Consider the following 23897-nt stretch of genomic DNA (forward strand, 5'->3'; position numbering starts at 1 on the left):
CTGCTTAGCTGGCCGCGCTCTCATTCACCTTGCTGGTACGCTTTTCACGGATATCGCGCACCGCGGCCTTGATTGCGTCTTCGGCCAGTACGGAACAGTGAATTTTTACCGGCGGCAGGGCCAGCTCTTCAGCGATGGCAGTGTTTTTGATCTGCTCCGCCTCATCGATGCTCTTGCCTTTCACCCACTCGGTCAGCAGGGAGCTGGAGGCAATGGCTGAACCACAGCCGTAGGTCTTGAACTTGGCATCCTCGATAATGCCGTCGTCATTCACCTGGATCTGCAGGCGCATCACGTCGCCACAGGCGGGCGCACCGACCATGCCGGTACCGACATTGTCAGACTTGTCGTCCATACGGCCGACGTTACGCGGATGCTCATAGTGATCGATTACTTTGTCGCTATAGGCCATGACTATTCTCCTGGATCATTCACGTGCGTTAATGGGCGGCCCATTCAATAGAATTGAGGTCGATACCGTCTTTATACATATCCCACAGCGGTGACAGCTCACGCAGTTTCTCCACCGCCTTGCGGACCTCGGCCGCGGCGTTGTCCACGTCCTGCTCGCTGGTAAAACGTCCAAAACTGAACCGCAGGGAGCTGTGGGCCAGCTCGTCGTTCACGCCCAGGGCACGCAGCACGTAACTGGGCTCCAGGCTCGCGGAGGTACAGGCAGAGCCGGAGGAAATTGCCAGGTCTTTCAGTGACATGATCAGGCTCTCACCCTCGACAAAGGCAAAACTGACATTCAGGTTGCCCGGAATCCGCTGCTCGAAAGATCCGTTGACGTGGACTTCCTCCATGTCCTTGATGGCGTCCCAGAACCGGTTGCGCAACATCAGCAGGCGCTCGTTCTCTGCCGCCATCTCTTCTTTGGCGATGCGGAACGCCTCACCCATGCCCACGATCTGGTGGGTCGGCAGGGTACCGGAACGCATGCCGCGCTCGTGACCGCCACCGTGGATCTGAGCCTCAATCCGCACACGCGGCTTGCGGCGCACAAAGAGGGCACCGATACCCTTGGGTCCGTATATCTTGTGGCCGGAGAAGGACATCAGGTCCACTTTCATCTCGCCCAGGTCAATCGGCAGCTTGCCGGCGCTCTGGGCCGCATCCACATGGAAAATCACCTTACGCGCCCGGCATATTTCACCGATTGCGGCGATGTCATTGATCACGCCAATCTCGTTGTTGACATGCATCAGGCTCACCAGGATGGTGTCCTCACGCAGTGCCTCCTCGACCTGCTCCGGGTAGACAATGCCGTCTGCACGGGGATTCAGGTAGGTCACTTCAAAACCCTCGCGCTCCAGCTGGCGGCAGGCATCCAGCACCGCTTTGTGCTCGATCTTGGAGGTGATGATGTGTTTACCGCGCCCCTGGTAGAAGTGCGCAGCGCCCTTGATGGCCAGGTTGTCTGACTCGGTGGCGCCGCTGGTCCAAACAATTTCACGGGGGTCTGCATTCACCAGTTCGGCGACATGGCGACGTGCGTCTTCCACCGCCTCTTCCGCTTTCCAGCCGAACAGGTGCGAGCGGGAGGCCGGGTTACCGAAGTTACCCTCCATCGTCAGCTGCTCCGCCATCTTGGCGGCGACCCGCGGGTCCACCGGGCAGGTAGCGGCATAATCCAGGTAAATGGGAAGCTTCATATTCAATTCTCTCCGCGCACTGGTCTGTCTATTCGCGTGTGCTCTCGGGTTTAAATCCGGGGGCCTGGCAGGCTGCTGTCACTGCAGGCTGCCAATAACCGCCACTTTCTCTTCCGGCGCCGCCTCCCGCATATCCTGGCGGCGCGCCACTTCCTGAACTTCGGCCCGCGCCACCAGGTGCGCCAGGCTGATACCGCTCAGGAAGCCGTGAATCTGTTCGCTCAGGTCACACCACAGATAGTGGGTGAGACACTGTTCGCCACCGGCACAATCACTGTTGCCACCACAACTGGTGGCATCCACCGACTCGTTGACCGCGTCGACGATCTGGGCGACATAAATGTCGTCACCGGTGCGCGCAAGGCGATAGCCGCCGCCCGGGCCGCGCACGCTGGAAACCAGCCCCGACTGGCGCAGCCGGGAGAAGAGCTGTTCAAGGTATGACAGGGAAATCCCCTGGCGCTTGGATATGTCTGCCAGGCTGATCGGGCCACGATCGGCGTGTAACGCCAGATCCAGCATCGCTGTGACCGCGTAGCGGCCTTTGGTTGTCAAACGCATGTCAGCTCCTGACTGGTCCATCGCCCTATCGACGGGGCGCGAGTATGGAATAACCAACTATCTCAGTCAAGTATATAACCCCGCATGCCAGTCGGGTATTCAGCGACAGCCCGCCCGCGGGCTCCGGCCCTATTTTTCCGTCGATTCGCTGTCGGACTGGCTGTCCGGGCGCCCTTTGCCACCGGTGCGGTAAATATAGTTCTGGATTGCCGTCAGCATGCCCCGCAATATGCCCAGCTCCATATCATCCGGACGGACCCGACTGAACAGTCGACGCAACCGGGTCATGGTCTGGCGGGGATTGTCGGGGTCGATAAAGCCAAGCTCTCCCAGGGACTGCTGCAGGTGCTCGAAATAAAGCTCCATATCGCTCGCCTTGGCCGGCGGCCGGTCCCAGTCGGCATAGCTGAGGGGCTCCCCTTTCTCCGCCTCCAGTGCTGCCACACGTACCTCGTAAGCGAGCACCTGCACCGCGGTGGCCAGGTTGAGGGAGCTGTATTCCGGGTTGGCAGGGATATGCACATGGAAGTTACAGGCCTGCAGTTCCTCGTTGGTGAGGCCACGGTCCTCGCGCCCGAATACCAGCGCCACCGGGTGGGTGGCCGCTTCCGCCACCGTCCGCTCACCACACTGCCGCGGGGTCAGCAGGGGCCAGGGAATCCGGCGTTCACGGGCGCTGGTAGCCACCACCAGGCCACAGTCCGCCACTGCCTCCTCGAGGGTATCCACCACCACCGCGGTTTCCAGCAGGTCGGCGGCGCCGGCGGCGCGCCAGATGGCATTGGCGGCGGGAAACTCGCGCGGCGCCACCAGGTACAACTGCTTCAGCCCCATGTTCTTGAGGGCACGCGCGGCACCGCCAATATTGCCCGGGTGGGCGCTATTCACCAGCACCACGCGCACGTTGTCGAGCGCACTGGGCGGAGCGGTATCGATAGGAGACTTGGCCATACTGTAGAAATAGTCCGGGCGATTGCGGGCGCGCGAGTGTAGCAAATCTGGCCAAGAATCCCTACAATCGCCGCGGCCGGCCAGCCCGGCCCCGGAGATCCTGGGACTTCCCAGTCATGCATCTCCCGCTTTTTAACCTCTCAACCACTTAGTGCGGACAAGTTATGGAACCCATGCTGAATATCGCCCTGCGCGCGGCGCGCAAGGCCGGTGAACTGATCGAGCGCGCCTGGGAGCGCGACGTGACCAGGTTCGAGGAAAAGGGGCGCAACGATTTCGTCACTGAAGTGGACCGCGCCAGCGAGCAGGAAATCATCTATCACCTGCGCAAGGCTTACCCCAAGCACAGCATCCGCGCTGAAGAGAGCGGCTTTCACGAGGGCGCCGAACCCGAGTACGAGTGGATCATCGACCCGCTCGACGGCACCACCAATTTCATTCACGGTATCCCTCAGTTTGCGGTCTCCATTGCCTGCCGTTACCGCGGGCGCATCGAGCACGCAGTGGTCCTGGACCCGATCAAGCGCGAGGAATTCACTGCCAGCCGTGGTCGCGGCGCAGCGCTGAATGGACGCCGTATCCGCGTCACCAACCGCCAGAACCTGCGCGGCGCACTGATCGGCACCGGTATCCCCTTTAACGGTCCGGCACTCGACAATATCGACCCCTACCTTGCCGCCCTGAAGGAAATTGCCGGCCAGACTTCCGGTATTCGCCGCCCCGGCGCTGCCGCACTCGACCTGGCCTATGTGGCCGCGGGCCGGTTTGACGGCTTCTGGGAAATGTACCTGAACACCTGGGATATCGCCGCAGGCTCACTGCTGGTCAAGGAAGCCGGCGGACTGATCAGCGATTTCCGCGGTGGTGATGATTACCTGGACAGCGGTCACCTGGTGTGCGCCAGCCCCAAGGTGTTCAAGCCCCTGCTGCAGATCGTGGGGCGTCACCTGGGCGGGGTTCGCTGATCACTTCCCCGGGGGCCCGGTAGTCCCACACCAGCCCCCGAAACTCAGGCTGTTTCTGTCGTGTACCCTTCCCTGCCGGGAAGGCGATCGCGCAGGAACTCCTCGAGCGGCCGGGGGTGGCCGACATGGTAGCCCTGCACCAGGTTCACACCCAGCGATGCCATGCGCCGCAGTGTCGCCTCATCCTCCACATACTCCGCCACCGTCCGCGCGCCGAGACGCTGGGCAATCTGGTGAATGGACTCGACGATAATCAGGTCGACAAAGTTCTCCTCCACCTGGCGGACAAAGCTGCCATCGATCTTGATGTAATCAATCGTGAAAGATTTCAGGTAGCCGAACGAACTCAATCCGTTACCGAAGTCATCCAGGGCGATGCGGCAACCGAGCCTACGCAACTCGGTTACAAAGCGGCTGGCGCTGTCCATATGGCTGATAATCGCCGTCTCTGTAATTTCGAAACTGATCCTGCCGCGCGGCACCGGCGTTCGCTCCAGCACCCCGAGCAGGTAGAACTGGAAGCCCTCATCGCCGAGGGCATCAGCCGAGATATTTAACGCAAAACTGAAGCCCGCAGCGGCTATTGCCCCGCCGTTCTTTACCAGTGTCTCATCCACCACCCAGCGATCAATTGCCAGCATCAGTCCATAACGCTCGGCCGCCGGCACGAATGAATCGGGCATCAACAACTGCCCCGAGTCGTCATACATCCTCAATAAGAACTCGTAATGACTGACGCGACCGGTATTTGCGGCCTCGGCAATCGGTTGCATGTGGAGGGAGAACCGCCCACTGTCGATGGCATCCCGGATTACCGAAGCCATCATGATTTCCCGGTGCTGGTCGGCGGCAGCGCTCTTGCCCAGGTCATAGGTCATGACAGAACCGCGCCTGGCTCGCTTGGCGGAGAAGCAAGCCACGTCAGCCTGGCTTAGCAGGTCCCCGGGGTGGTGGTTGCGGCTGTTGATTTCGGTAATACCGGCACTCGCGCCGACATCGTACACCCGGTTGTTCCACGGGAACCGCAGGGCGGCAATCTGGCCCAGCAGGGCCTGGCAACGCTCCCGCGCCCGCTCTCGATCACAGTAACGCAGTAACAGGCCGAATTCGTCGCCACCGAGACGGGCGACACTGTCCGCCTTCTGCAAGTGTCCACGGAGGCATTTGCTGACCTGGCGCAACAGGTCGTCTCCGGCGATATGGCCGGCGCTGTCATTGACCAGCTTGAAGCGATCCAGGTCGAGGTAGACGAGCGAGTGGCAGGCATTATCTTCCAACGCCTCGCGGGTAGCCTCCTGCAGCGCCCGCTTGAATGCATCGCGATTGGGCAGGCCGGTGAGGTCGTCGTGAGACGCCTTGTAACTCAACTGGCGAATCAGCTCACGCTGCTGGCTGACATCCTGGATGACCAGCACCGTCCCCAGCAGGTCACCTTCATGTCTCCGCAAGGGGGATACCGACCAGGTAATGTCATAGCGGTGCCCGCTGAGGCTCGTCAGGCTGGCATCGCCACTACCGAAAATAACCCGCGACTGCCCCAGGCAACTGGCAACGGCAGTGCTGAGGTCGGGACCGTCCTCATCACCTTCCACATGGCAGACTGCATCCAACGGCCTGCCTTCGGCGTCCCGGCCCAGCCAGCCGGTAAGGTTCTCGGCCATCGGGTTCATGTAGTTGACACGCATCTGCGCATCGGTGGAAATCACCGCATCGGTAATCGACGCCAGCGTCACCTGCAGGCGCTCCTTCGCTTCCAACAGTCCCTGTTCACTGCGCTTGCGCCAGTCTATATCTTCGACCTGGGCCAGAATATAAAGGGCTTCCCCGCGGATATTGCGGGCTACCGATGCCCGCAGCTCGCCCCACACCGGATGGCCTTCGCGATGGGAATAACGCTTTTCCAGGCAGAGTGACTGGCCACTGTTCGCGGAAAATTTTTCCAGCAGGTCACGACTGCGCTCCATATCCTCCGGGTGGGTGAAGTCAAGCACGCTCCGGCCAAGAATCTCCCCTTCCGGGTATCCGAGGAAGTCGCAGAAACTCCGATTTACCTGCCGGACTCGCCCCTCCAGTGAAACCACCAGGACACCGATGCGCGAACTTTCCACAGCGTCGCGAAAACTGCTTTCCATCTCCACGGCACGGGCACTGCGCCGGCGCTCAATATTGGTGAAAACCGCAACCAGGTAGGCCGGCATTACCGCAGCAAATGTGGCCAGCACGAGGCCAAACTGGGGTATTTCGACACCCGGGCCGGCAGGCTTCGGCCAACCGGAAATACCAGTGAGATGGCCCGCCATGGCAATGGTCACCACACAGATCACCACCAGGCTGGCAAGCAGGTTCAACACCGTTGCCGCCCAGACCAGTGCCAGGGAAATAAAAACGAATGGATAGGACTTGTATTCCAGCAGGACGAGGGTCAGCGCGGTGACGGCGATGGTAACCAGGGTGCAGTGTCCCCATCCGGCCCAGTTACCGCGAAAGCCATTCGCATCCTCATACAACAACAGAACTGGCAACAGGATCAGGATGCCCATGGCATCGGCGGCATACCAGAGCGGGAAGACCTCCGTGAACGCCGCGCCGGTATTCAGGACGACAAAGTAAGAGCCGATACTGGCACTGGAGAGCGGCGGCACAATGGCCGAGACCACGACGAATCGCAGCCAATGCCGTATACCGGAGAAATAATCATGCCGCGGGCAGAATTTTCTCAGCAGGACAGCCGCAACCGCGATTTCCGCAAGGCTGGCGAGGGTATATTCAACAGCTGACAACCACTCGAGCCCCAGCCACAGCACGGCGAAAAATGACGCGGTAAAGAAAGAGGCAAACAACACTGGCCAGTGCCGCACCGGGTGCCGATAGAGATAGGCGATAGCCACAGCATCAGCCAGCCACAGGAAAGCCGCACCATCGTCTGCGCTCAGCGCTTTTTTGCAGAAGACAATCAGAGCCGCACTGAGCATCGCGAGCGCCAGAGCACTTTCCCAGAGCGCGGAAGAATGCGCTCTGCGGCTTAACCGGTCATCTTGCCGAATTGAAGAAAACAATGGTTTCCCGCCCTATTATCCTGGTAGCCGCCAATAACGGCTGAATCCTGACTGATAGCCTTTCCCCGCGCCACACACCGTCATTTCAGGCCTGCAGCAGGCGCTTGAGTTGTCGTGCCAGCTGCACCAGGTCAAAAGCTGCAGGCAGGTGATCGGGGCCGCCGCCCTCTCCCGGCTCCCCTACCCGGATAAACGCAACACTACCGGTCAGCGGGTCTTCCCGCAGGATACGTCGCATATCGTCGGCGGACATGCCTGGCATACCGGACTCAAACAACACTGCATCCACTTTACGGGTCCGCGCCATAAAAATCGCCTCAACCGCATCGGTCGCGGCAACCAGTTGCACCTGCTCGGAATCTCCCAGGAGCACTCGCAACCGCTCGAGTTCGGAGGGACGGTTATCCACCAGCATCAGCTGGCACGGGGGCAGCTGCACGGGCGTACCGGCATGGGCTGGCATCTGGATCACTTCCGGCGCTGCGTCGATCAACGGAAAGTCGATCCAGAATATTGACCCCTGGTCCTCGTGACTGTCGAAGTCAATTCGCCCGCCCATCGCCTCTGTCAGGCGCTTGGCAATCGCCAGGCCCACGCCCGTCCCCTCTATTTGACCACGTTCCGCACCGAGGCGATTGAACGGCTCGAACACCTCGGCACGCCGACTCTCCGCAATTCCCTTACCGGTATCCAGGATGCTCAGGCGCAACCAGCCCTCCGCTTGCGGGGAAAAGTTGATCACTACCCGGCCGTTTTCCCGGTTGTACTTGACCGCGTTACCGGCAAGATTCAGGACGACCTGCTTGAAGCGCACCGGGTCAGCACAAATATACGCAGACTCCCACCCCAGCGGCTCGAAGATCACACTCACTTTACGGGTCTCGGCCAGGGGTTCCAGCAACCGCTTACAGTCCTCAACCAGCGCCGCGGGCTTGATCGGCTCCATGGAGGGCGCCAGGCGCTGGCTGTCAATACGGGCCAGCTCGAGCACATCCCCTACCAGGTGCAACAGGTGCTGGCCGGCACGGCGAATTTCACCGAGGCGCTGGCGCTGGTCCGGGTTGAGGCTCATTTCCAGTTCGACCATCTGGCTGTAACCCAGGATCGAATTCAGGGGAGTGCGGAGTTCGTGGCTCAGGCTGAGCAGCAATTCCGCCCGCACGGTACTCTCCTTGCGCTCGCTATCCAGCTCGCGCTCCAGGCGCTGCTGGGCCTCCCGGTACCCGGTGACGTCCTGGGCCAGTCCGAGCACGCGAACCGGCCTGCCTTCGCTGTTCTTCTGCAATTGCCCCCGGCAACGCACCCAGATGATTCCCCCATCGCGATGCCAGAGCCGGAATTCCACGTCCAGGGGCAACTGTTCCGAGATATGGTCGTGAAAAGCGCGTTCAGCGCGGGGCAGGTCTTCTGGCAGGATGCGCGACTTCCAGAGTTTCAGGGCACTGCGGGCATCCCGGTCTATGTGGTCGCTGTCGTAACCCAGCATGGACCAGCATGCCAGGTCCATCACCACCTCGTCCGCGAGCAGGTCCCACTCCCACAGGCCATCGCCCACCGCGCCCAGGGTCCAGAGGGCCCGCTCGCCCTGCAGCCCCGACTGGTCGCGCATGGCCAGCGGGTCAGTGAAGTCGGCGCAGCCACCAATAATCACCACATTGCCATTTTCGTCACCTGGCACACTCCGTCCCCACCAACGCAACCAGAGTTGCCGGCCGTCACGGGCAAAAGCGCGCACAGTGATATCAAAGGCCCCGCCCCCTGCGCTGACCCTGCGCCGGGCAACAAGCAGTTTCTCACGATCTTCACTGTGGACCGGGGTGAGTTCCTCCCCCGCCCAGAGGTTTTGCACCGCCGTGGCACCATCCTCGCCGAACAACGCCCAGATATCGCCGAAAGCGCTACACTGGCCACTATTCGGGTGCCATTCCCACAGGCCACAGTCCACATCGCGTAGCAGCTGGCGCATATGCAGGATTTGTCGCCGCACCAGCCATGGCGGTGCAGTCCTATCAGCCCCGGGCGGGGACAGCTGCAGGGGGAAATCGGTCACTTCGACAGGCATGGCTGGGTCACAGCATTGGTTGTTATTGGGGCTTTACCGGAAGTGAATCACTTATCCGCCTCCAAGAAAAGCCTGATCGATGGCAAGTACCGCGACCCGCAGGCAGGCAGGAGTGCCACCACCTGTCGCCTGGGCAAAAAAAAGGCCCCGCAATGCGGGGCCTGAATCAGCGATGATGAGAGAAAACGGGAAGTCACGCAGTAAAAGCTTTGCCATAAACCCCGTGATGGGTTCCCGTAGCGAGGACCTTTCGGCCGCTCGCAATCTAGATAATGCAACCGGTATGCCAACTTTGGTTTTTTTACGGATTTCCATCCACGGACGGCATGGCGCGGGGTTGGAACAGAGGGCAAAGCCCGCTGCGAAGCCGGATGGCGTGATCAGTACGCTCAATTTTCACCTCCCCCACGCTATCCTGAACCAATTCAGCCCGGAAACTGGTGCTAACGCACCAAAATCACGCACGCACGACCCCATAGCTGCCACATTTCGCAAACAGGCCGTGTCGGGCGTGCCTTGGCCCCCGGGATCGGGTAGGATCAAACCAGCAGCGACATCCTCGCACCGACTGGCAATTAGCCACTACCGGGTGCCCCCAACTACCGGTTCAATCAGGGTGTCGCTGGATGTAGCGCACAATTTAAGGTTGTTCTATGAATGCAGTATCCGAGGCCCCGCGTGTCTGGGTCACCACAATTCTTTTTGCCAGCACCGCGCTGGCGGCCCTCATCCTGGTGCCGCTGTACGGCCTGATGGTCGGTTACCACTGGTACCAGTGGCTGGCCTTTGCTGTTTACGGCGCCCTGTGCGGCCTGTCCATCACCGCCGGCTACCACCGCCTGTGGTCCCACCGCACCTACGAGGCCCACTGGTCCCTGCGCCTGCTGTTTGCGCTGTTCGGTGCCGCCGCGCTGCAGAACAGCGTGCTGGTATGGGGCTCCAGTCACCGCAGGCACCACCGCCATGTGGATGACAACGACCAGGACCCCTACTCCGCCCGCCGCGGTTTCTGGTTTTCCCATATCGGCTGGATGTTGCGCGATTACCCCAGTGGTCGCGAGAATTTCGAGAATGCCAAGGACCTGCAGCGCGACAAGATCGTGATGTGGCAACACAACCACTATATTGCCATCACCCTGGCCATGAACGTGGGCCTGACCTTCCTGCTTGGCTGGGTCACTGGCGACATCATCGGCATGATGCTGCTGGCGGGTATCCTGCGGATCGTGGTCAATCACCACACCACGTTCTTCATCAATTCACTCGCCCATATCTGGGGCCGCCGCCCCTACACGGACGAGAACACCGCCCGCGATAATGACCTGCTGGCGTTCTTTACCTTTGGCGAGGGGTACCACAACTACCACCATATCTTCCAGACGGACTACCGCAACGGCATTCGCTGGTATCACTGGGATCCCACCAAGTGGCTGATCCGCACCGCCAGCTGGTTCGGCCTGGCGAGCAACCTGAAGAAAGTGCCGGATATGCGTATCCACCGCGCCATGCTCACCATGCAATTCAAGCGCGCCGAGCAGAAACTGCAGGAATCCACGCACAAGGAGAGCTGGCGCGAGCTGCTGGAAAAGGAAGCCCAGGAATTTTCCGCAGCCCTTGGGGAGTGGAAAGAACTGCAGTCACGCCGCTATGAGAATGCCCGCGAACGCCTGCTGGCCAAGTGGGAAAGCGCGGCCATCCGCACCCGCGTCAAGGAGCTGGAATACAGCATGAAGATGCAGCGCAAGCGCCTGCAGATCATGATGGAACAATTCCATCTCTGTCCCGCCACTGCCTGACCGGGCAACCGGCGCAGACAAAAAAGGGCGATCCTCGGATCGCCCTTTTTTTATTACTGTACCCTGCGCCAGTCCGGCGGGCGTATCACGGTCGCGCCCGGCTTAATCTGCCCTGGACGCCGCGAACTGTTGCACCGAGTATGCAACGCGCTCTTCCACATTGCGCTCCAGCTCTTCCAGGTCCATGTTTTCAATCAGTCGCAGGCGGTTACGCAGCCCCACTCCATTGGCAATCTGGATTGCCAGCCCCGGCCTCGCATTCGCCTCGAGCAGCAACGGGCCGCGCTTGCGGTCAAGCACGATGTCACACCCCAGGTAGCCGAGCCCGGTCATTTCGTAGCAACTGGATGCCAGGCGCAGCAGGTCACGCCATCCCGGCACCTGTAGTTTGTCGAAGGGCATCTCCGTATCCGGGTGCTGGTTGATGCGCAGTCCATTCTGCACCGCATGGGAACTGCGACCAGTGGCCAGGTCGATACCCACCCCGACGGCGCCCTGGTGCAGGTTGGCCTTGCCGTCAGAAGAATGGGTGGAGCAGCGCAGCATCGCCATTACCGGGAAGCCGCGAAATACAATAACGCGGATATCCGGCACGCCCTCGAAGGAGTAGTTGTCGAAGACCGGGTCGAAATCCACCAGCGCCTCGATCATCACGCGGTCGGGCTTGCCACCCAGGCTGTACAGGCCACTGTGGATGTTGCTGACGTGGCGCAGGATATCCAGTGCTGTAACCCTGGCGCCGGAAGGCTTGATGTACTCATCCCCCTCGCGCCCCACGATCACCAGGATGCCCTTGCCCCCGGAGCCGCGCGCCGGCTTGATCACAAACTTCCACAGGGGCTCGATGACTTCCATCACACGGGCACGACTGGGCTGGGTCTCGAAGGCTGCAATCAGCTCCGGCACCGCGATACCCGCGCGCCGGGCGGCACGCTTGGTATTGAGTTTGTCATCGACAACGGGATAGAGATTACGATCGTTATAGCGTGCAATGTAGTTCACGTTGCGCGCATTCATCCCCAGCACTCCCATCCGCCGCAGTGCAGAGGGAGAAACCAGGCCACCGCGCAACTTGGCGCCGATCCGGGCAAGGGAAAAAGTGTTCATTTATCGCACCAGCTGCCGGAAGCGCATCAGCTCACCGAGGCGGAAACCGGTGTAATTGCCGACGATCAGGATCAGGCTCAGCAGTACCAGCAGCAGCTCCGGGAAGTTGAACGTCCAGTGCTCGATATAGCGGTTGGTCATCACCCAGAAAGCCAGCACCGCCACCAGCAGGCTGCCGCCCGCCTGGACCACCACCTCGTAGGGGCCATCCTCCTCCCAGACGATCGACATCCGCTCGATTGTCCAGGCGAGGATAATCATCGGGAAGAAGGTTACCGTCAGCGCCTGCTCGATACCCAACTTGTAGCTCACCACGCTGATCGCAGCCATCAAGATCACCACCGTGACCACCACGGCAGCGATCCTCGCCACAAGTAACAGGTTAAGCCTGCTCAGGTAGAAGCGGACCCAGAGTCCCAGCACCAGGATCAGCACAAAAATTGCCAGCCCCGTCATCAGGCGCGTTTCGATAAAGGCAATGGCCAGCAGCACCGGCATAAAAGTGCCCGAGGTCCGCAGGCCCACAAACACCCGCAGCAAAACCACTACCAATGCCCCCACCGGAACCAGCAGGATCAGCTTGAAGATACTCTGCTGCTCGATGGGCAGGCTGTAAATGGAGAAGTCCACCAGCGCCTCTTTTTCCATGCTGGTACTCAGCATCGCCACATCGCGGGCGGGGACATCGTTGGAGATGACCGAGAAAGTAACGCGTGAATCACTGCCGCCCTCAACGTCCAGCAGGCTCTTGCCGCCCCGCTGCCAGATAAAGAAGTTCCTGGGCACGCCCGGGGAACCGCTGCGGGGTTCGAACACCACCCAGCGCTTGCCATCGAAAACCTCCAGCAGGTCCTCGGGGTCCAGCCTGCGGCGATCGTCCTCAAGGTAGAGCCCGCGAATCCGGTGGGCCGGGATCTCCGCTGCCGAAAGCATCAGCAGTGCCACATCTACCAGCGAGCGGTCCTTGTAATAGCCGAAAATCAGGTTGCGGTCCTGGTTGCGGGTATCCCCCAGGGAGGTCAGCAGCTGAGTGGTGAAGGTCTCGGTGTCGGAGGAGCGCTCACGGGCGCTGTCCACCATGGAGTAAATGGCCTGGCGGACCGCCTCCTGCTCCCGCGCCCCCAGGAACGGCTTGTCCACCTCGGTACTCAGGTCCAGCGGTTGCTCCAGCGCCGCGCCCGGCGTCTGGTGCACATCCAGCTGGTAGAACAGGGACTGGCTACCGCTGGCGTCACGCCGTGACCAGACCGCGCGATACTCATCGTTGTCACGGATGACGTTGAAACCGAACCCGGATGAACTGAAGGTTTCTCCCAGAACTTCCATATTGCGCTGTTCGCGCGGCAGGGTGAGCGAAGCCTTCACCGGGCCGCCATCAGCATTGAAGCGTACCTTCGCCTCGATGGTCCAGACGGTCCGATACTCCCCCGGCAGCAACGGGAAGCCCAGTTCACGGTTCTTGTAGATGGTAAGGGCCGCGCCCATCAGCGCGAATAAAGCAGCGAGAATATATACCTGAGCGCGTGGCGACATTCGCCAATCCCCATATTCATGATTGGACGGCGCCGGTTCGTGCGCGGCAGCCGCCAGATTGATAGCCAGTGTTATTTTGCGACGGGAAGCCGGGGCTCACCCTGGACCTCGCGGCGGCTGACATCAACGACAGCGGCATCCTTGAGGAAGTTACGGCCCACCAACAGTGGGTGGTCCATCCCGCTGCGCTCGGTCAGGTTGACCTCGACCATGTGGGTCACATCGCCGACGGTAAGGCTCATATTGACAATCGGCCGCCGCTGGCTGCCAAAGCCGGGCCTTTCCACCCGCACCTGGCGCTTGATCGGCAACTCCACGGTAACCGGCTCGTCATCCCCGGGCGTAGACACCAGGAAGCGAACCCAGTCCTTGCCATCACGCTCGAACGGCTTGAGTTCCTTGACGCTGAGGGAGGAGGTCGGTGCCCCCGTATCAATCAGGGCCTTGAGGGTTACGCCACCGGGCTCCAGTGCCACGATTTCCACTTCCCCCAACACCAGCTTGTCCTTGGCGACGGGCACTTCGACTACTTTCTCGTAGGTCCGTTCGATCACCCGCTCGACAACCTTCACTTCCGGCTCGGCGCACACCACTTCCTGCGGCTCCGGGCACTGGGCAGCCGCCCCTGCCGGCGGGACGGTCCCCTCCGGGGGCTGCTCCGGCATCACCGCCCCGGGCTCTTCCGACCAGGGCCCGCGCAGTGTGAAGGACTCGCATCCCACGATTAATTGTGAGGCCAGCAACAGACATAAAATGGGAAAAAACCGCATTTTTGCTTACTACCTTAGGGCCTTTCGGCCAACCTGTGCGACGATCGCAATTTCCTGTCCCTGTTTCTTATTTGGCCGGAGAATCCATGCCCGGCTTGGTATAAACGAAACATACTACCGCATCCGCCCCTGAGCTGAACAGATTCGCGCCTCTGTTCTCATGCTCTAGGTGGAAAACCATTACCCCGGGATAACGGCTGCAAGGCACTCAGCCCCGCTCCAGGCGTGCATCTATTTCACCCAGCAGGGCGATCAGGCGGCCACCGTCATTGCGCTCGCGGAAAAACTCCTCCGCAATGGGTGCGGTGCCGCATTTCTGCGGCAGCGGACCGCCGGCCTCCACCAGCTGCGCCATACGCGGGATAAAGATGAACTGCAGCCACTGGGGCAGGGTCAGGGTATCGACGCAGAACGGCTGGCTGCTGGCCAGGTCCTCGGCGGACGGCGATTCCGCCTGCCAGAGATCCAGCCGCCGCAGTTCCGCTTCCAGCTGCAGCAGCTGGTCCGCTACGTCGAGGTAAATACTGCTCATAGGGACTCCGTCTGTTCGGTTGCGGTGTGATCGGTAACCGCCCACTAGTTTATGTCGCGCCGGAACGGCGGCAGGGAATCCAGCATCGCGCGACCATAGCGGCGCGTGACGACACGCCGGTCCAGCAGGGTGACAGTGCCCTCGTCCCGTTCGGTGCGCAGCAGGCGCCCACAGGCCTGCACCAGCCGCACGGCCGCATCGGGGACGGTAATCTGCATGAACGGGTTGCCACCGCGGGCCTCCACCCATTCCGCCAGGGCCGCCTCGATAGGGTCATCGGGCACCGCGAACGGCAACTTGGCGATCACCACGTGGCGGCAGTAATCCCCGGGAAGGTCAAGCCCCTCGGCAAAGCTGGCAAGCCCGAACAGCACGCTGGCCCCGCCGCCATCAACGGTCTCGCGGTGAATTTCCAGCAACTGCTGGCGCGAACGCTGGCCCTGCATCTGGATACGGTTGCGCCAGGTCCCCGGCAGCGACTCATAGACCGTCTCCATCTGGCGACGGGACGAAAACAGCACCAGGGCGCCACCCCTGTCACCGAGCAGTTCCGGCAGGGCAGCGATGACTGCATCCGTATGCTGGTCCGCGTTACCCGCATCCACGGCGCTCGCCGGCACCTGGAGCGTGGCGCGGGAGAAATCGAACGGGCTGGGCACCACCTCGTAGGTGGCGTTATCGGGGGTACCGGCGCGCATCCGGAAACGGTCAAAGCGCCCCAGTGCGGTCAGGGTCGCCGAGGTCAGCACCGCGCCGTAGCAGCGCCGCCAGAGGCTGTACTCCAGTGTCTTGCCCGCCAGGATCGGCGAGCTGCACACCTCGAAATCGAATGAGCCACCCCAGTCCACCAGGGTCACCCAGCGGGCCTGCGGCAAAGCGTCCCGGGCATCCGGGCGGGCATAATTGGCCCACAACTGCAGGTTGGCCTCGGCGCGGCCGTACCAACTCCCCAGCAGGGGATACCAGCGCTCCAGGTCCACCGCCGGGACGGGGCTGTGCGGATCCTCCAGCAGCTTCTGCGCGGCCTGCACCATCTTGCCCAATACGGCTTCCAGCTCGTCGAAGTCATCGCGCAGGGTCTCAGCCAGGTGCATCAGCGCCTCCGGGACCACTCCACCCTCAAAGCGGTGACGGACGGTATTGCCGCGCTCGTCCTCAAACTCACAGGTCTCCTCGAGCAACGGCCACATCTGCTCCAGTGACTGCTTGGCGGAGGCCAGCAACCCCGGCAACTCCTCACCATGGCGATCCAGTTCGGCGCCATCGCCGATCTCGCCCAGCATCTGGCCGAGATTCTTGTTGGCCTGGTCGAGCCAGCCGGTGGAAGCCCCCACCCGGCTGTGGTGGGAAAAGTGGTTGAGCGCCTTGTCCGGAAGGTGATGCGCCTCGTCGAGCACATAAATGGTCTCTTCCGGCGGCGGCAGAATGGCACCGCCCCCCAGGGCCAGGTCGGCCAGCAGGAGATCGTGATTGGCCACGATTACCTGGGTCTTGCCCAGGTTTTCCCGGGCGCGGAAGAAGCTGCAGTTGCCCACATGGGGGCAGCGCCGACCACTGCATTGGCGATGGTCAGTGGTCACGCGGCTCCAGTCGGCCACCTCGATGGTGTCCGGCCAGTTGTCCCGGTCACCGTCCCAGCGACCGCTGGCTAGGCTCTCTGCCATATCCCGGTACAGCTGCGCCCCGGTCTCGTCAACCTTTGGCAGCTCGTCCTCGTAGAGCCCCATGCTGGTGCCCACACCGCTGCCGCTGAATTCGGCCAGCAGCTGGTCGAGTTTGCTCAGGCACAGGTACCGGCCGCGGCCCTTGGCAAGGCTGAAGTCAAATTTCAGGCCACTGTGGCGCGCAACCTCCGGCAGGTCCTTGTGGATAATCTGCTCCTGCAGCGCGACGGTCGCGGTGGAGATAACCAGCTTCTTGTCCTGTGCCTGCGCCAGCGGAATCGCGGCCAGCAGGTAGGCCACTGTCTTGCCGGTCCCGGTGCCGGCCTCCACCACGCAGATATGTTCACCGTCGGTCTTGCTGCTGTCGCGCTCGCCACTGGCATCCTGCTCGATGGCTCCCAGCGAGCGCGCGATAGCCGCCACCATGAGCTTCTGCCCATAGCGGGCACGAAGCTCGCGCCCGGCCAGGAATTCGCTGTAGGCGGCCTGAATGGCCTGTTTGTCTTGTTTGCTTAACACAGTGTGGGAGCGCCGGCTGCTGGTGAATGGTCAGGGGCCGGCATTATCGCGCAAGCGCCCGTCGCACTCCACCATCGCCGCCAGCGATCACAGGTAGGCCAGCTTGGAGACTACCGGGTTGGCGTAGCCCCGAATCGCCCGCTCGCGCCAGCGCTCGTCGATGCGCTGCATGCGGGCCTCGAACTTCTCCCGCGTCTCCCTGTACTCGTCTGGGTTCCACTGCCTGGCAGGCCAGGATACCGGCAGGTCCGGGGTCTCGCCGTAGATCATCTGGTAGGCAATGAGGTTGGTCGGGTGAAGCACATAATTGCCGATCACCTGGCGATCGATCTCCTCCGCCAGTGCCCCCACATCGTGGTAATCACCCTCGATCGGGGTGCCGAAAGCCGCATGGACATGCCCTTTCTGGCCCACCACCCCCTTGGCGATGGAGTTCAGGTCCTCGTGGCGGGCCTTGCGATAGCCTTCCGGGTGCTCGGCGAAATACAGCTCGCGGGCCTTCTGCCGGTCGCAGGGGTCCCACTCGTAGGAGATGGCCAGCGGCACGATGTGCAGCTTGCGCCAGAACTCGGCAAACGGGGTATCCCGGTCCTTGGTCATGGCAAACATGGCCGCCAGCGCCGGGTTGGTGCGGTCCAGCCCATCCTTGGCACGGCCGGACCGCTGCGCGATCCAGACATGTTCATTCTCATTGACCACAGAGTGGTAGATGTAATTCGACAGCTTGGTGGCGGACTCCAGCTTTTCCCGGCGGGTGCTGGCCTTGCGCTTCACCGTAAAGCACTTGTTGAGCTTCATGATGTCCGTGGCAAACTGCTTCGTCAGCAGGTTGTCACCGATGGCGATACGGGCAGTCTCATGTCCCTCCTTGTACATGGCGAGGATGGACAGGGCCGGATCCATGGCAATATCGCGATGGTTGCTGACGAACAGGCAGGCACGATCCTTGGGCAGGGTATCCAGGCCCGAGATGGTCAGCCCGTCACTGGTACGGTTGACCGCCATCTCCAGGTACTTGGCCACCACTTCCTGTACGCCCCGCACGTCGCGCGCATTGCGGAACTCGAAGCGCAGGAACTGGCGCACCAGCCAGGCAATGGGTCCCTCAAGCTTCGCCAGCTTTGGCACCAGGAAATGCGCAGCTGCGTGGGACATTTCCGGGTCGCTGATCAGGCGCTTGAGGGCATCGCGCACCTCGTCGTCGCGGTAGGGGCGAATATCCTCGAACTGCGAGGGATCCAGTTCACTTGCTCTCATGAAATCACTACCTGCCACCTGACGCCACCGGATATCGGTGCCATCGGGCTCATTCTTATTGATGCTAGACCGGCTCACGGGCCGGGGACGATCGGTCCGGGGGGCCGGTAAAGCCCGGCCGGCGCAGAACATACCGGAACCGCCGCCGAACTGCCAGCACCGCCCGCGACCAGCCGGTGTGGACAGCTCGCACCGCAGCCGTGAGAATAGAGCGCTTCGCGCCGGCCGGCGCCCCGACAACGATAACGAGAATGGCCGCTGACCAGGCCCGAGAAGCAGATTTAGGAGCCCTACCTTGACCGAGCCCAGTTCCTCCCCCGCCGCCAAGCAGCCCAGCCTGCTGGACGCGCTGATCCCCTTGCTGATCCTGATAGCCCTGCTGTCCCTGTCGGTCTTCTTCTACGGTGCCGACTCATCTTATGGCCCCAACCAGATTGCCCTGCTACTGTGCGCCGGCATCGCCGCCCTGATGGGAATGAAAAACGGCCACAGCTGGGACGAGATGGAGGGCGGCATGCTGCACGGTATCGGGCTGGTGTTCGGCGCGATCCTGATCCTGCTGGCGGTGGGCGCCCTGATCGGCAGCTGGATCCTCGCTGGCACTGTGCCCTCGATGATCTATTACGGCGTACAGATACTGTCGCCACAGTGGTTCTATGCCGCCTCCTGCATCATCTGCGCGATTGTGGGGTTGAGCATCGGCTCCAGCTGGACCACTGCCGGCACCCTGGGTGTGGCCCTGATGGGCATCGCCGGCGCGCTGGGCCTGTCACCGGCGGTAACCGCCGGTGCGGTAATCTCCGGCGCCTATTTTGGTGACAAGATGTCGCCCCTGTCCGACACCACCAATGTGGCGGCAGCGGTGACGTCCAATGACCTGTTCCTGCATATCCGTAATATGCTCTGGACCACCATGCCCGCCTTTATCATCGCGCTGGTGGTGTTCTCCATCATCGGCCTGCGCACCGATGCATCCGGGGCCTCGGCGGAAGACATCCAGTTGCTACTGGGTGCCCTGCAGGAGGAGTTCAACATCTCCATCGTCAGCATGCTGCCCCTGGCCCTGCTGCTGTTTATGGCCTGGCGCAAAATACCTGCCTACCCGACGCTGATGATCGGCGCCCTGGTGGGCTGCGCGATTGCCCTGGTATTCGAGCCGGAAACTGCCCGCCGCCTGGGTGGTGATGGCCCCCTGGCAGCCATCAAGGGCGCCTGGTACAGCCTGTTTGACGGCTACAAGTCCACCTCCAGTAACGAGGATGTGGCCGCCCTGCTCTCCAAGGGGGGCATGAGCAGCATGCTCAACACGATCTGGCTGATCGTATCCGCCATGGCTTTCGGCGGTGCCATGGAGCGCGCCGGGTTCCTCGAGCGAATCGTCAACTGGACCCTGTCGCGGGTGAAGACCGTGGGCGGGCTGGTGACATCCACCGTACTGACCTGCTTCGGCATGAACGCCGCTGCCGGCGACCAGTACATGGCCATCATTATCCCCGGCCGCATGTTCCGCGAGGCGTTTACCGAAAAAGGCCTGCATGGGCTCAACCTGTCGCGGACCCTCGAGGACTCCGGCACCATCACTTCGGTACTGATCCCCTGGAATACCTGTGGGGCCTACATGAGCGCGACCCTGGGCATCGCTACTTTTACCTACGCACCGTTCGCGTTGTTCAATATCCTTTGCCCGTTGCTGGCCATTGCCTACGGCTGGACACACTTCAAGCAACTGCCGCTGGATGCGGCACCAACGGCACAAGCCGCAAAATGAATGCACTTTCGCGCGAGACCAACCCGGCATGACCGACAACAGTAATCCTGGCACGCTGAGTGACCTGATCAGCCAGGCCCGCTTCAAATTGCGCTGGTTCGACCTTGGCCGGCGCGTCCGCTCGGTGCCCCGCAGCGCTGCCGATGCATTCGAGGCCGGCGATGCGCCCTGGCCACACCCCTACCTGCGCGAGGCCTGGGTCGGGCTACTGCTGTGGCCGGAGGAAGGTGGCGAGCCCGCCGTCTGGTTCCTGCGCCTGCCTCTCGATGAGCAGGGCAAACTACAGTTTGCGGCGCGGGACAACTTCCTTGCGCTCCTGAACCGCAAGCTCGTCGCCGGAGATGGCAGCGACGCCGGCGAGCAGCTCGGCAGCGCGCTCAGCGAGAGCGGCCTGGTGTATTCCCCCCCGCCCGAGCGCCAGGCAACTTTTCACGCCCACGCAGCCCGACTGCTACGGCGTGCCCCCAGTGCCCATTACGAAAACGTCCTGGCCTACCTCCGTGCGCCGGATTCCGGCACCTGGGGTCACCTGGGCCTGCAGGGGATCGCCGATGTCAGCGCGCGCTGGGAAGAGCACCGGCAGCTCATAGACGAGGCTTTGCCACAAATCGCTGCGCCGGTATTCGTCAGCCTCTGCCAGTGCCTGGAAAGTGAGGCGATCGACCACCGCCTGGCCGCTGCCATTATCCGCCGGGCAGACGCCGAGCTGCAGCAACAGCAACCGGAAGCCGCCATCCTTGCTGCGGCGGTGCGCGGCATTTCCTTCTCCCCGGCCCGGGGCCTGCGGCACGAATTCCTGCAGCGGCTGCTGCACAGCGACAGGGCCCGGGCGGGGGAAACCCTCGCCGCTATGGGCAGCCGCTGCCCGGAGGACCTCCAGGAACCGGCCCTGGCCGCGCTCTGGCTCACGGCGCTGGCCGAGAGCCAGAAACAGGAAACCTTCAACCTGCTGCTGGCCGACCTGATGTTCCTCCCGGCAACCCGCACAGCACTGCTGGATGCCCTGCGTTCGCCGGAACGGCCGGAAGCCCTGGCACGCGCATTCGGCGTGTTTCTCCACGGGCCGCAACCGACACACTGATTGCGCACCCCGGTGCGCCCTCCTCCTCCCGCTCTCACCCCACCTTCCACAATGCGGCGATGCGCACGACTAAAATAGGCCGGTGATCGGGAGAAATCCGGATCGGCGGCATACCCCCGGTATCGGCCACACTTTACGCCCTGAAACAGGGAGTGCCACCGGGCAATTGGCGCGGAAAATTTTGTCGAGACCCACTGGGAAAAAGTTTTTTTCAAGTTTCAAAAAATAAGTCGATGCGCCCCGCAACAGCTTACGCCACCAAATGGCAGGAAAGACTTTAAATATAGGTATTTTAAAGCGCCAAACTGGCGCCTGGTTTATCCTGAGTTAACGGCTGGCAGCTATTTTTCCCGCCCGCCTATTACACTCCAAAGGGCGGCTCTTTGTAGAACATCATTTTACAAAGCAGACCAAACAGGTGACGTTTTATTGGCTATGCTAATGGCTGACATCAACGGAAAGGAGTAAGGGGATGAATTTCACTCCAGCCAAGTACCTAATGGGAATTATCAGTGCACTGGTTTTGGCGGGCTGCTGTGCGGCACCTGCGCCACCGGCATCCTGCCCTCCGGGCTCTGAGCAAATCCCGCTTTCAATGGCTTGCCCGGCGGATGCCGATTGTTGGATGGCTTCCGACAATGTTCGCTGCATGAAAGTGGTCAAGTAAATCCACTTTTCGGCAAACATAGCAATGCCGCTTTTCGAAGCGGCATTTGCTTTTCCGGTACAACCGTTTGCTTTTCAGGTACAACTGCCTGCCCCTCCCCGATCTTCGACTGACCGCGGCAGCCACCACCCGGCACTGGCTGTAATTCCCATTTAGCGCTAGCATTGACGCGAAAAACTCCGTCGCAGCACCCGTCGCCTCTCCAGGTTGTCGACTGGGCAGCGCCACTCCCATTGCGCCGGAACACCTCCAACAGCAATAAAATACAAGCCAGTAATCCGGGGATAACATGACAGCCGAAACCGCAACGGCAAGCCGCTCCGCCGCCATCGCCCAGCTGCAATCACACCAGCGCGAACAGAGATGGTCACTGCGGGAGCTATTTGAAACCAACGCCAATCGCGCCGCGCAATACAGCAGCAGCGCCGCCGGAATCTACCTCGATTACAGCAAGAATCACCTGCAGGACCAGACCCTCGGGCATCTGCTGGGTTACGCCGACCTGTGCGGACTGAAGGAGCAGATCGGGGCATTATTCTCCGGCGCAAACATCAACAACACCGAGCACCGCCCCGCATTGCATACAGCGCTGCGTTTCCAGGGGGAACCGGCCAATGAGCACGAGCAGGCGGTGGCCGATTGCCGTGCGCAAATGCGCGACTTTACCCGCCGGGTACACAGGGGCGACTGGCGTGGCTTTACCGGCGAACCGATCCGCCATGTGGTGAATATCGGCATCGGCGGCTCTGACCTGGGTCCACGCATGGTAGTCGAGGCCCTGCGTCCGTGGCAGAAGGAAGGACTCAAGACACATTTTGTAGCCAATATCGACGGGGCGGACCTGAGCGATACACTCGCTGGCCTGCCGCCCGCCAATACCCTGTTTATCGTTGCCTCAAAATCCTTCTCGACCCTGGAGACGCGCGAGAATGCCCTGGCCGCACGCCGGTGGATGCTGGACGCCGGATGCGATGAGGCACAGCTTGCCAGGCACTTCGTTGCGGTAAGCAGCAACATCGTGGCCGCCCAGGACTTCGGCATCGCTGCGGAAAACATCTTCCCCATGTGGAGCTGGGTGGGGGGCCGCTACTCACTCTGGTCGGCCATCGGGCTTCCCATCGCGCTGGCCTGTGGCTACGAAACCTACGAGGCCCTCCTGTCTGGCGCACACGCCATGGATCGCCATTTTGCGACGGCGCCGCTGGCGGAGAACCTGCCGGTACTGATGGCCCTGATTCATTTCTGGTACCGGCAATGCTGGGGCGCTGGCAGCCAGGTGGTACTGCCCTATGCCCAGCGCATGGCCAAGTTTCCCGCGTGGCTGCAGCAACTGGACATGGAGAGCCTGGGCAAAGGGGTTGACCGGGACGGCCAGCCCCTGCACTACCCCAGCGGCAGCGTCATCTGGGGAACCGAAGGCAGTAATGGGCAGCATTCTTTCCACCAGCTGCTGCACCAGGGTACCGATTTAATCCCGGCAGACTTTATCGCCATCCGGGAACCGACATCCGGCCTGGTGGAACAGCATCGCTGGCTGCTTTCCTGCTGCATCAGCCAGAGCCAGGCACTGCTGCAGGGCAAAAGCCTGCACGAGGCCCGGCGGGAACTGGAAGACCAGGGTTACACCCACCGCGAGGCACATGCGCTGGCCCCGCACAAGGTGGTTCCCGGCAATCGCCCCAGCAATACCCTGGTGGTGGAAAAGCTGGACCCCTATCACCTGGGCGCCCTGCTGGCACTCTACGAACACAAAGTCTTCGTCGGCGGCTGCCTGCTGGGGATCAACCCGTTCGACCAGTGGGGAGTGGAACTCGGCAAGTTACTCGGCAATGCGGTGCACGAGGCAGCCGGTGGCGGCTCGACCGAGGGCTGGGACGGGTCCAGCAAAAAACTGCTGGAGCTGCTGTTCCAGGAAATCCCCGGCTAACCCCACAGTGCCTCGCCGCGATGGTG

General features: G+C 61.7%; 18 protein-coding genes. 5 read left to right on the top strand and 13 right to left on the bottom strand.

The genetic code is table 11. The annotated features are described in order from the left end of the window. Nucleotides 1-4: 4 nt before the first annotated feature. The 4 genes from iscU to trmJ all read right to left on the bottom strand — a co-directional run bounded on the left by iscU (nucleotide 5) and on the right by trmJ (nucleotide 3167). Nucleotides 5-412: a Fe-S cluster assembly scaffold IscU gene (gene iscU, locus LVE68_RS05045; protein WP_233005938.1), complete on the bottom strand. Its 408-nt coding sequence runs from the start codon at nucleotides 410-412 to the stop codon at nucleotides 5-7. Between the two features lie 28 nt (nucleotides 413-440). Further along, nucleotides 441-1655, bottom strand: a complete 1215-nt coding sequence (locus tag LVE68_RS05050; protein ID WP_233005939.1) for an IscS subfamily cysteine desulfurase — start codon at nucleotides 1653-1655, stop codon at nucleotides 441-443. A gap of 78 nt (nucleotides 1656-1733) precedes the next feature. Continuing rightward, complete coding sequence (gene iscR / locus LVE68_RS05055; RefSeq protein ID WP_233005940.1) at nucleotides 1734-2216, bottom strand: Fe-S cluster assembly transcriptional regulator IscR; 483 nt, start codon at nucleotides 2214-2216, stop codon at nucleotides 1734-1736. A gap of 129 nt (nucleotides 2217-2345) precedes the next feature. Beyond that, nucleotides 2346-3167: a tRNA (cytosine(32)/uridine(32)-2'-O)-methyltransferase TrmJ gene (gene trmJ / locus LVE68_RS05060; protein WP_233005941.1), complete on the bottom strand. Its 822-nt coding sequence runs from the start codon at nucleotides 3165-3167 to the stop codon at nucleotides 2346-2348. Nucleotides 3168-3331: 164 nt separating this feature from the next. Between trmJ and LVE68_RS05065 the strand changes: the two genes are divergently transcribed. Continuing rightward, nucleotides 3332-4132, top strand: coding sequence for an inositol monophosphatase family protein (locus tag LVE68_RS05065; RefSeq protein WP_233005942.1), 801 nt, complete (start codon nucleotides 3332-3334; stop codon nucleotides 4130-4132). 44 nt (nucleotides 4133-4176) lie between these two features. Here LVE68_RS05065 and LVE68_RS05070 read toward each other — a convergent pair whose 3' ends face one another. From LVE68_RS05070 to LVE68_RS05080, 3 genes are all read right to left on the bottom strand, one after another. Continuing rightward, nucleotides 4177-7104: an EAL domain-containing protein gene (locus LVE68_RS05070; RefSeq protein WP_233005943.1), complete on the bottom strand. Its 2928-nt coding sequence runs from the start codon at nucleotides 7102-7104 to the stop codon at nucleotides 4177-4179. Between the two features lie 169 nt (nucleotides 7105-7273). Beyond that, nucleotides 7274-9250: an ATP-binding protein gene (locus LVE68_RS05075; RefSeq protein WP_233005944.1), complete on the bottom strand. Its 1977-nt coding sequence runs from the start codon at nucleotides 9248-9250 to the stop codon at nucleotides 7274-7276. 51 nt (nucleotides 9251-9301) lie between these two features. After that, a complete protein-coding gene (locus LVE68_RS05080) occupies nucleotides 9302-9643 on the bottom strand; it encodes a hypothetical protein (protein WP_233005945.1) in 342 nt (113 codons plus the stop codon). Nucleotides 9644-9903: 260 nt separating this feature from the next. Between LVE68_RS05080 and LVE68_RS05085 the strand changes: the two genes are divergently transcribed. Next, nucleotides 9904-11046 carry an acyl-CoA desaturase gene (locus LVE68_RS05085; protein WP_233005946.1) on the top strand — a complete coding sequence of 381 codons (1143 nt, stop codon included), beginning with the start codon at nucleotides 9904-9906 and terminating at the stop codon, nucleotides 11044-11046. A gap of 102 nt (nucleotides 11047-11148) precedes the next feature. On the opposite strand, the gene LVE68_RS05090 is transcribed toward LVE68_RS05085, so the two are convergent. From LVE68_RS05090 to LVE68_RS05115, 6 genes are all read right to left on the bottom strand, one after another. Continuing rightward, nucleotides 11149-12153: an alpha-L-glutamate ligase-like protein gene (locus tag LVE68_RS05090; RefSeq protein WP_233005947.1), complete on the bottom strand. Its 1005-nt coding sequence runs from the start codon at nucleotides 12151-12153 to the stop codon at nucleotides 11149-11151. Beyond that, nucleotides 12154-13686: a UUP1 family membrane protein gene (locus tag LVE68_RS05095; RefSeq protein ID WP_233005948.1), complete on the bottom strand. Its 1533-nt coding sequence runs from the start codon at nucleotides 13684-13686 to the stop codon at nucleotides 12154-12156. Between the two features lie 71 nt (nucleotides 13687-13757). Then, the gene (locus tag LVE68_RS05100; protein WP_233005949.1) at nucleotides 13758-14351 is read right to left on the bottom strand and encodes an ATP-dependent zinc protease family protein; all 594 of its coding nucleotides are present in this window, start codon (nucleotides 14349-14351) and stop codon (nucleotides 13758-13760) included. 313 nt (nucleotides 14352-14664) lie between these two features. After that, nucleotides 14665-14988 (bottom strand): YqcC family protein, encoded by a 324-nt coding sequence (locus LVE68_RS05105; RefSeq protein WP_233005950.1) that lies wholly within the window; start codon nucleotides 14986-14988, stop codon nucleotides 14665-14667. 44 nt (nucleotides 14989-15032) lie between these two features. Further along, a complete protein-coding gene (dinG, locus tag LVE68_RS05110) occupies nucleotides 15033-17171 on the bottom strand; it encodes an ATP-dependent DNA helicase DinG (RefSeq protein ID WP_233005951.1) in 2139 nt (712 codons plus the stop codon). Between the two features lie 87 nt (nucleotides 17172-17258). Next, nucleotides 17259-18428: a 1-acyl-sn-glycerol-3-phosphate acyltransferase gene (locus LVE68_RS05115; RefSeq protein ID WP_233005952.1), complete on the bottom strand. Its 1170-nt coding sequence runs from the start codon at nucleotides 18426-18428 to the stop codon at nucleotides 17259-17261. Between the two features lie 295 nt (nucleotides 18429-18723). Here LVE68_RS05115 and nhaC point away from each other — a divergent pair, with 295 nt between their 5' ends. The 3 genes from nhaC to pgi all read left to right on the top strand — a co-directional run bounded on the left by nhaC (nucleotide 18724) and on the right by pgi (nucleotide 23871). Next, nucleotides 18724-20196: a Na+/H+ antiporter NhaC gene (gene nhaC, locus LVE68_RS05120; protein WP_233005953.1), complete on the top strand. Its 1473-nt coding sequence runs from the start codon at nucleotides 18724-18726 to the stop codon at nucleotides 20194-20196. A 28-nt stretch (nucleotides 20197-20224) separates the two neighbouring features. After that, entirely contained in the window at nucleotides 20225-21277 is a 1053-nt protein-coding gene (locus LVE68_RS05125) for a DUF3549 family protein (protein ID WP_233005954.1), read from the top strand. Nucleotides 21278-22233: 956 nt separating this feature from the next. Next, the gene (gene pgi, locus LVE68_RS05130; RefSeq protein ID WP_233005955.1) at nucleotides 22234-23871 is read left to right on the top strand and encodes a glucose-6-phosphate isomerase; all 1638 of its coding nucleotides are present in this window, start codon (nucleotides 22234-22236) and stop codon (nucleotides 23869-23871) included. Nucleotides 23872-23897: the final 26 nt, after the last annotated feature.

The organism is Microbulbifer sp. YPW16 (genome assembly GCF_021290385.1).
GTDB classification, from domain to species: Bacteria; Pseudomonadota; Gammaproteobacteria; order Pseudomonadales; family Cellvibrionaceae; genus Microbulbifer; species Microbulbifer zhoushanensis.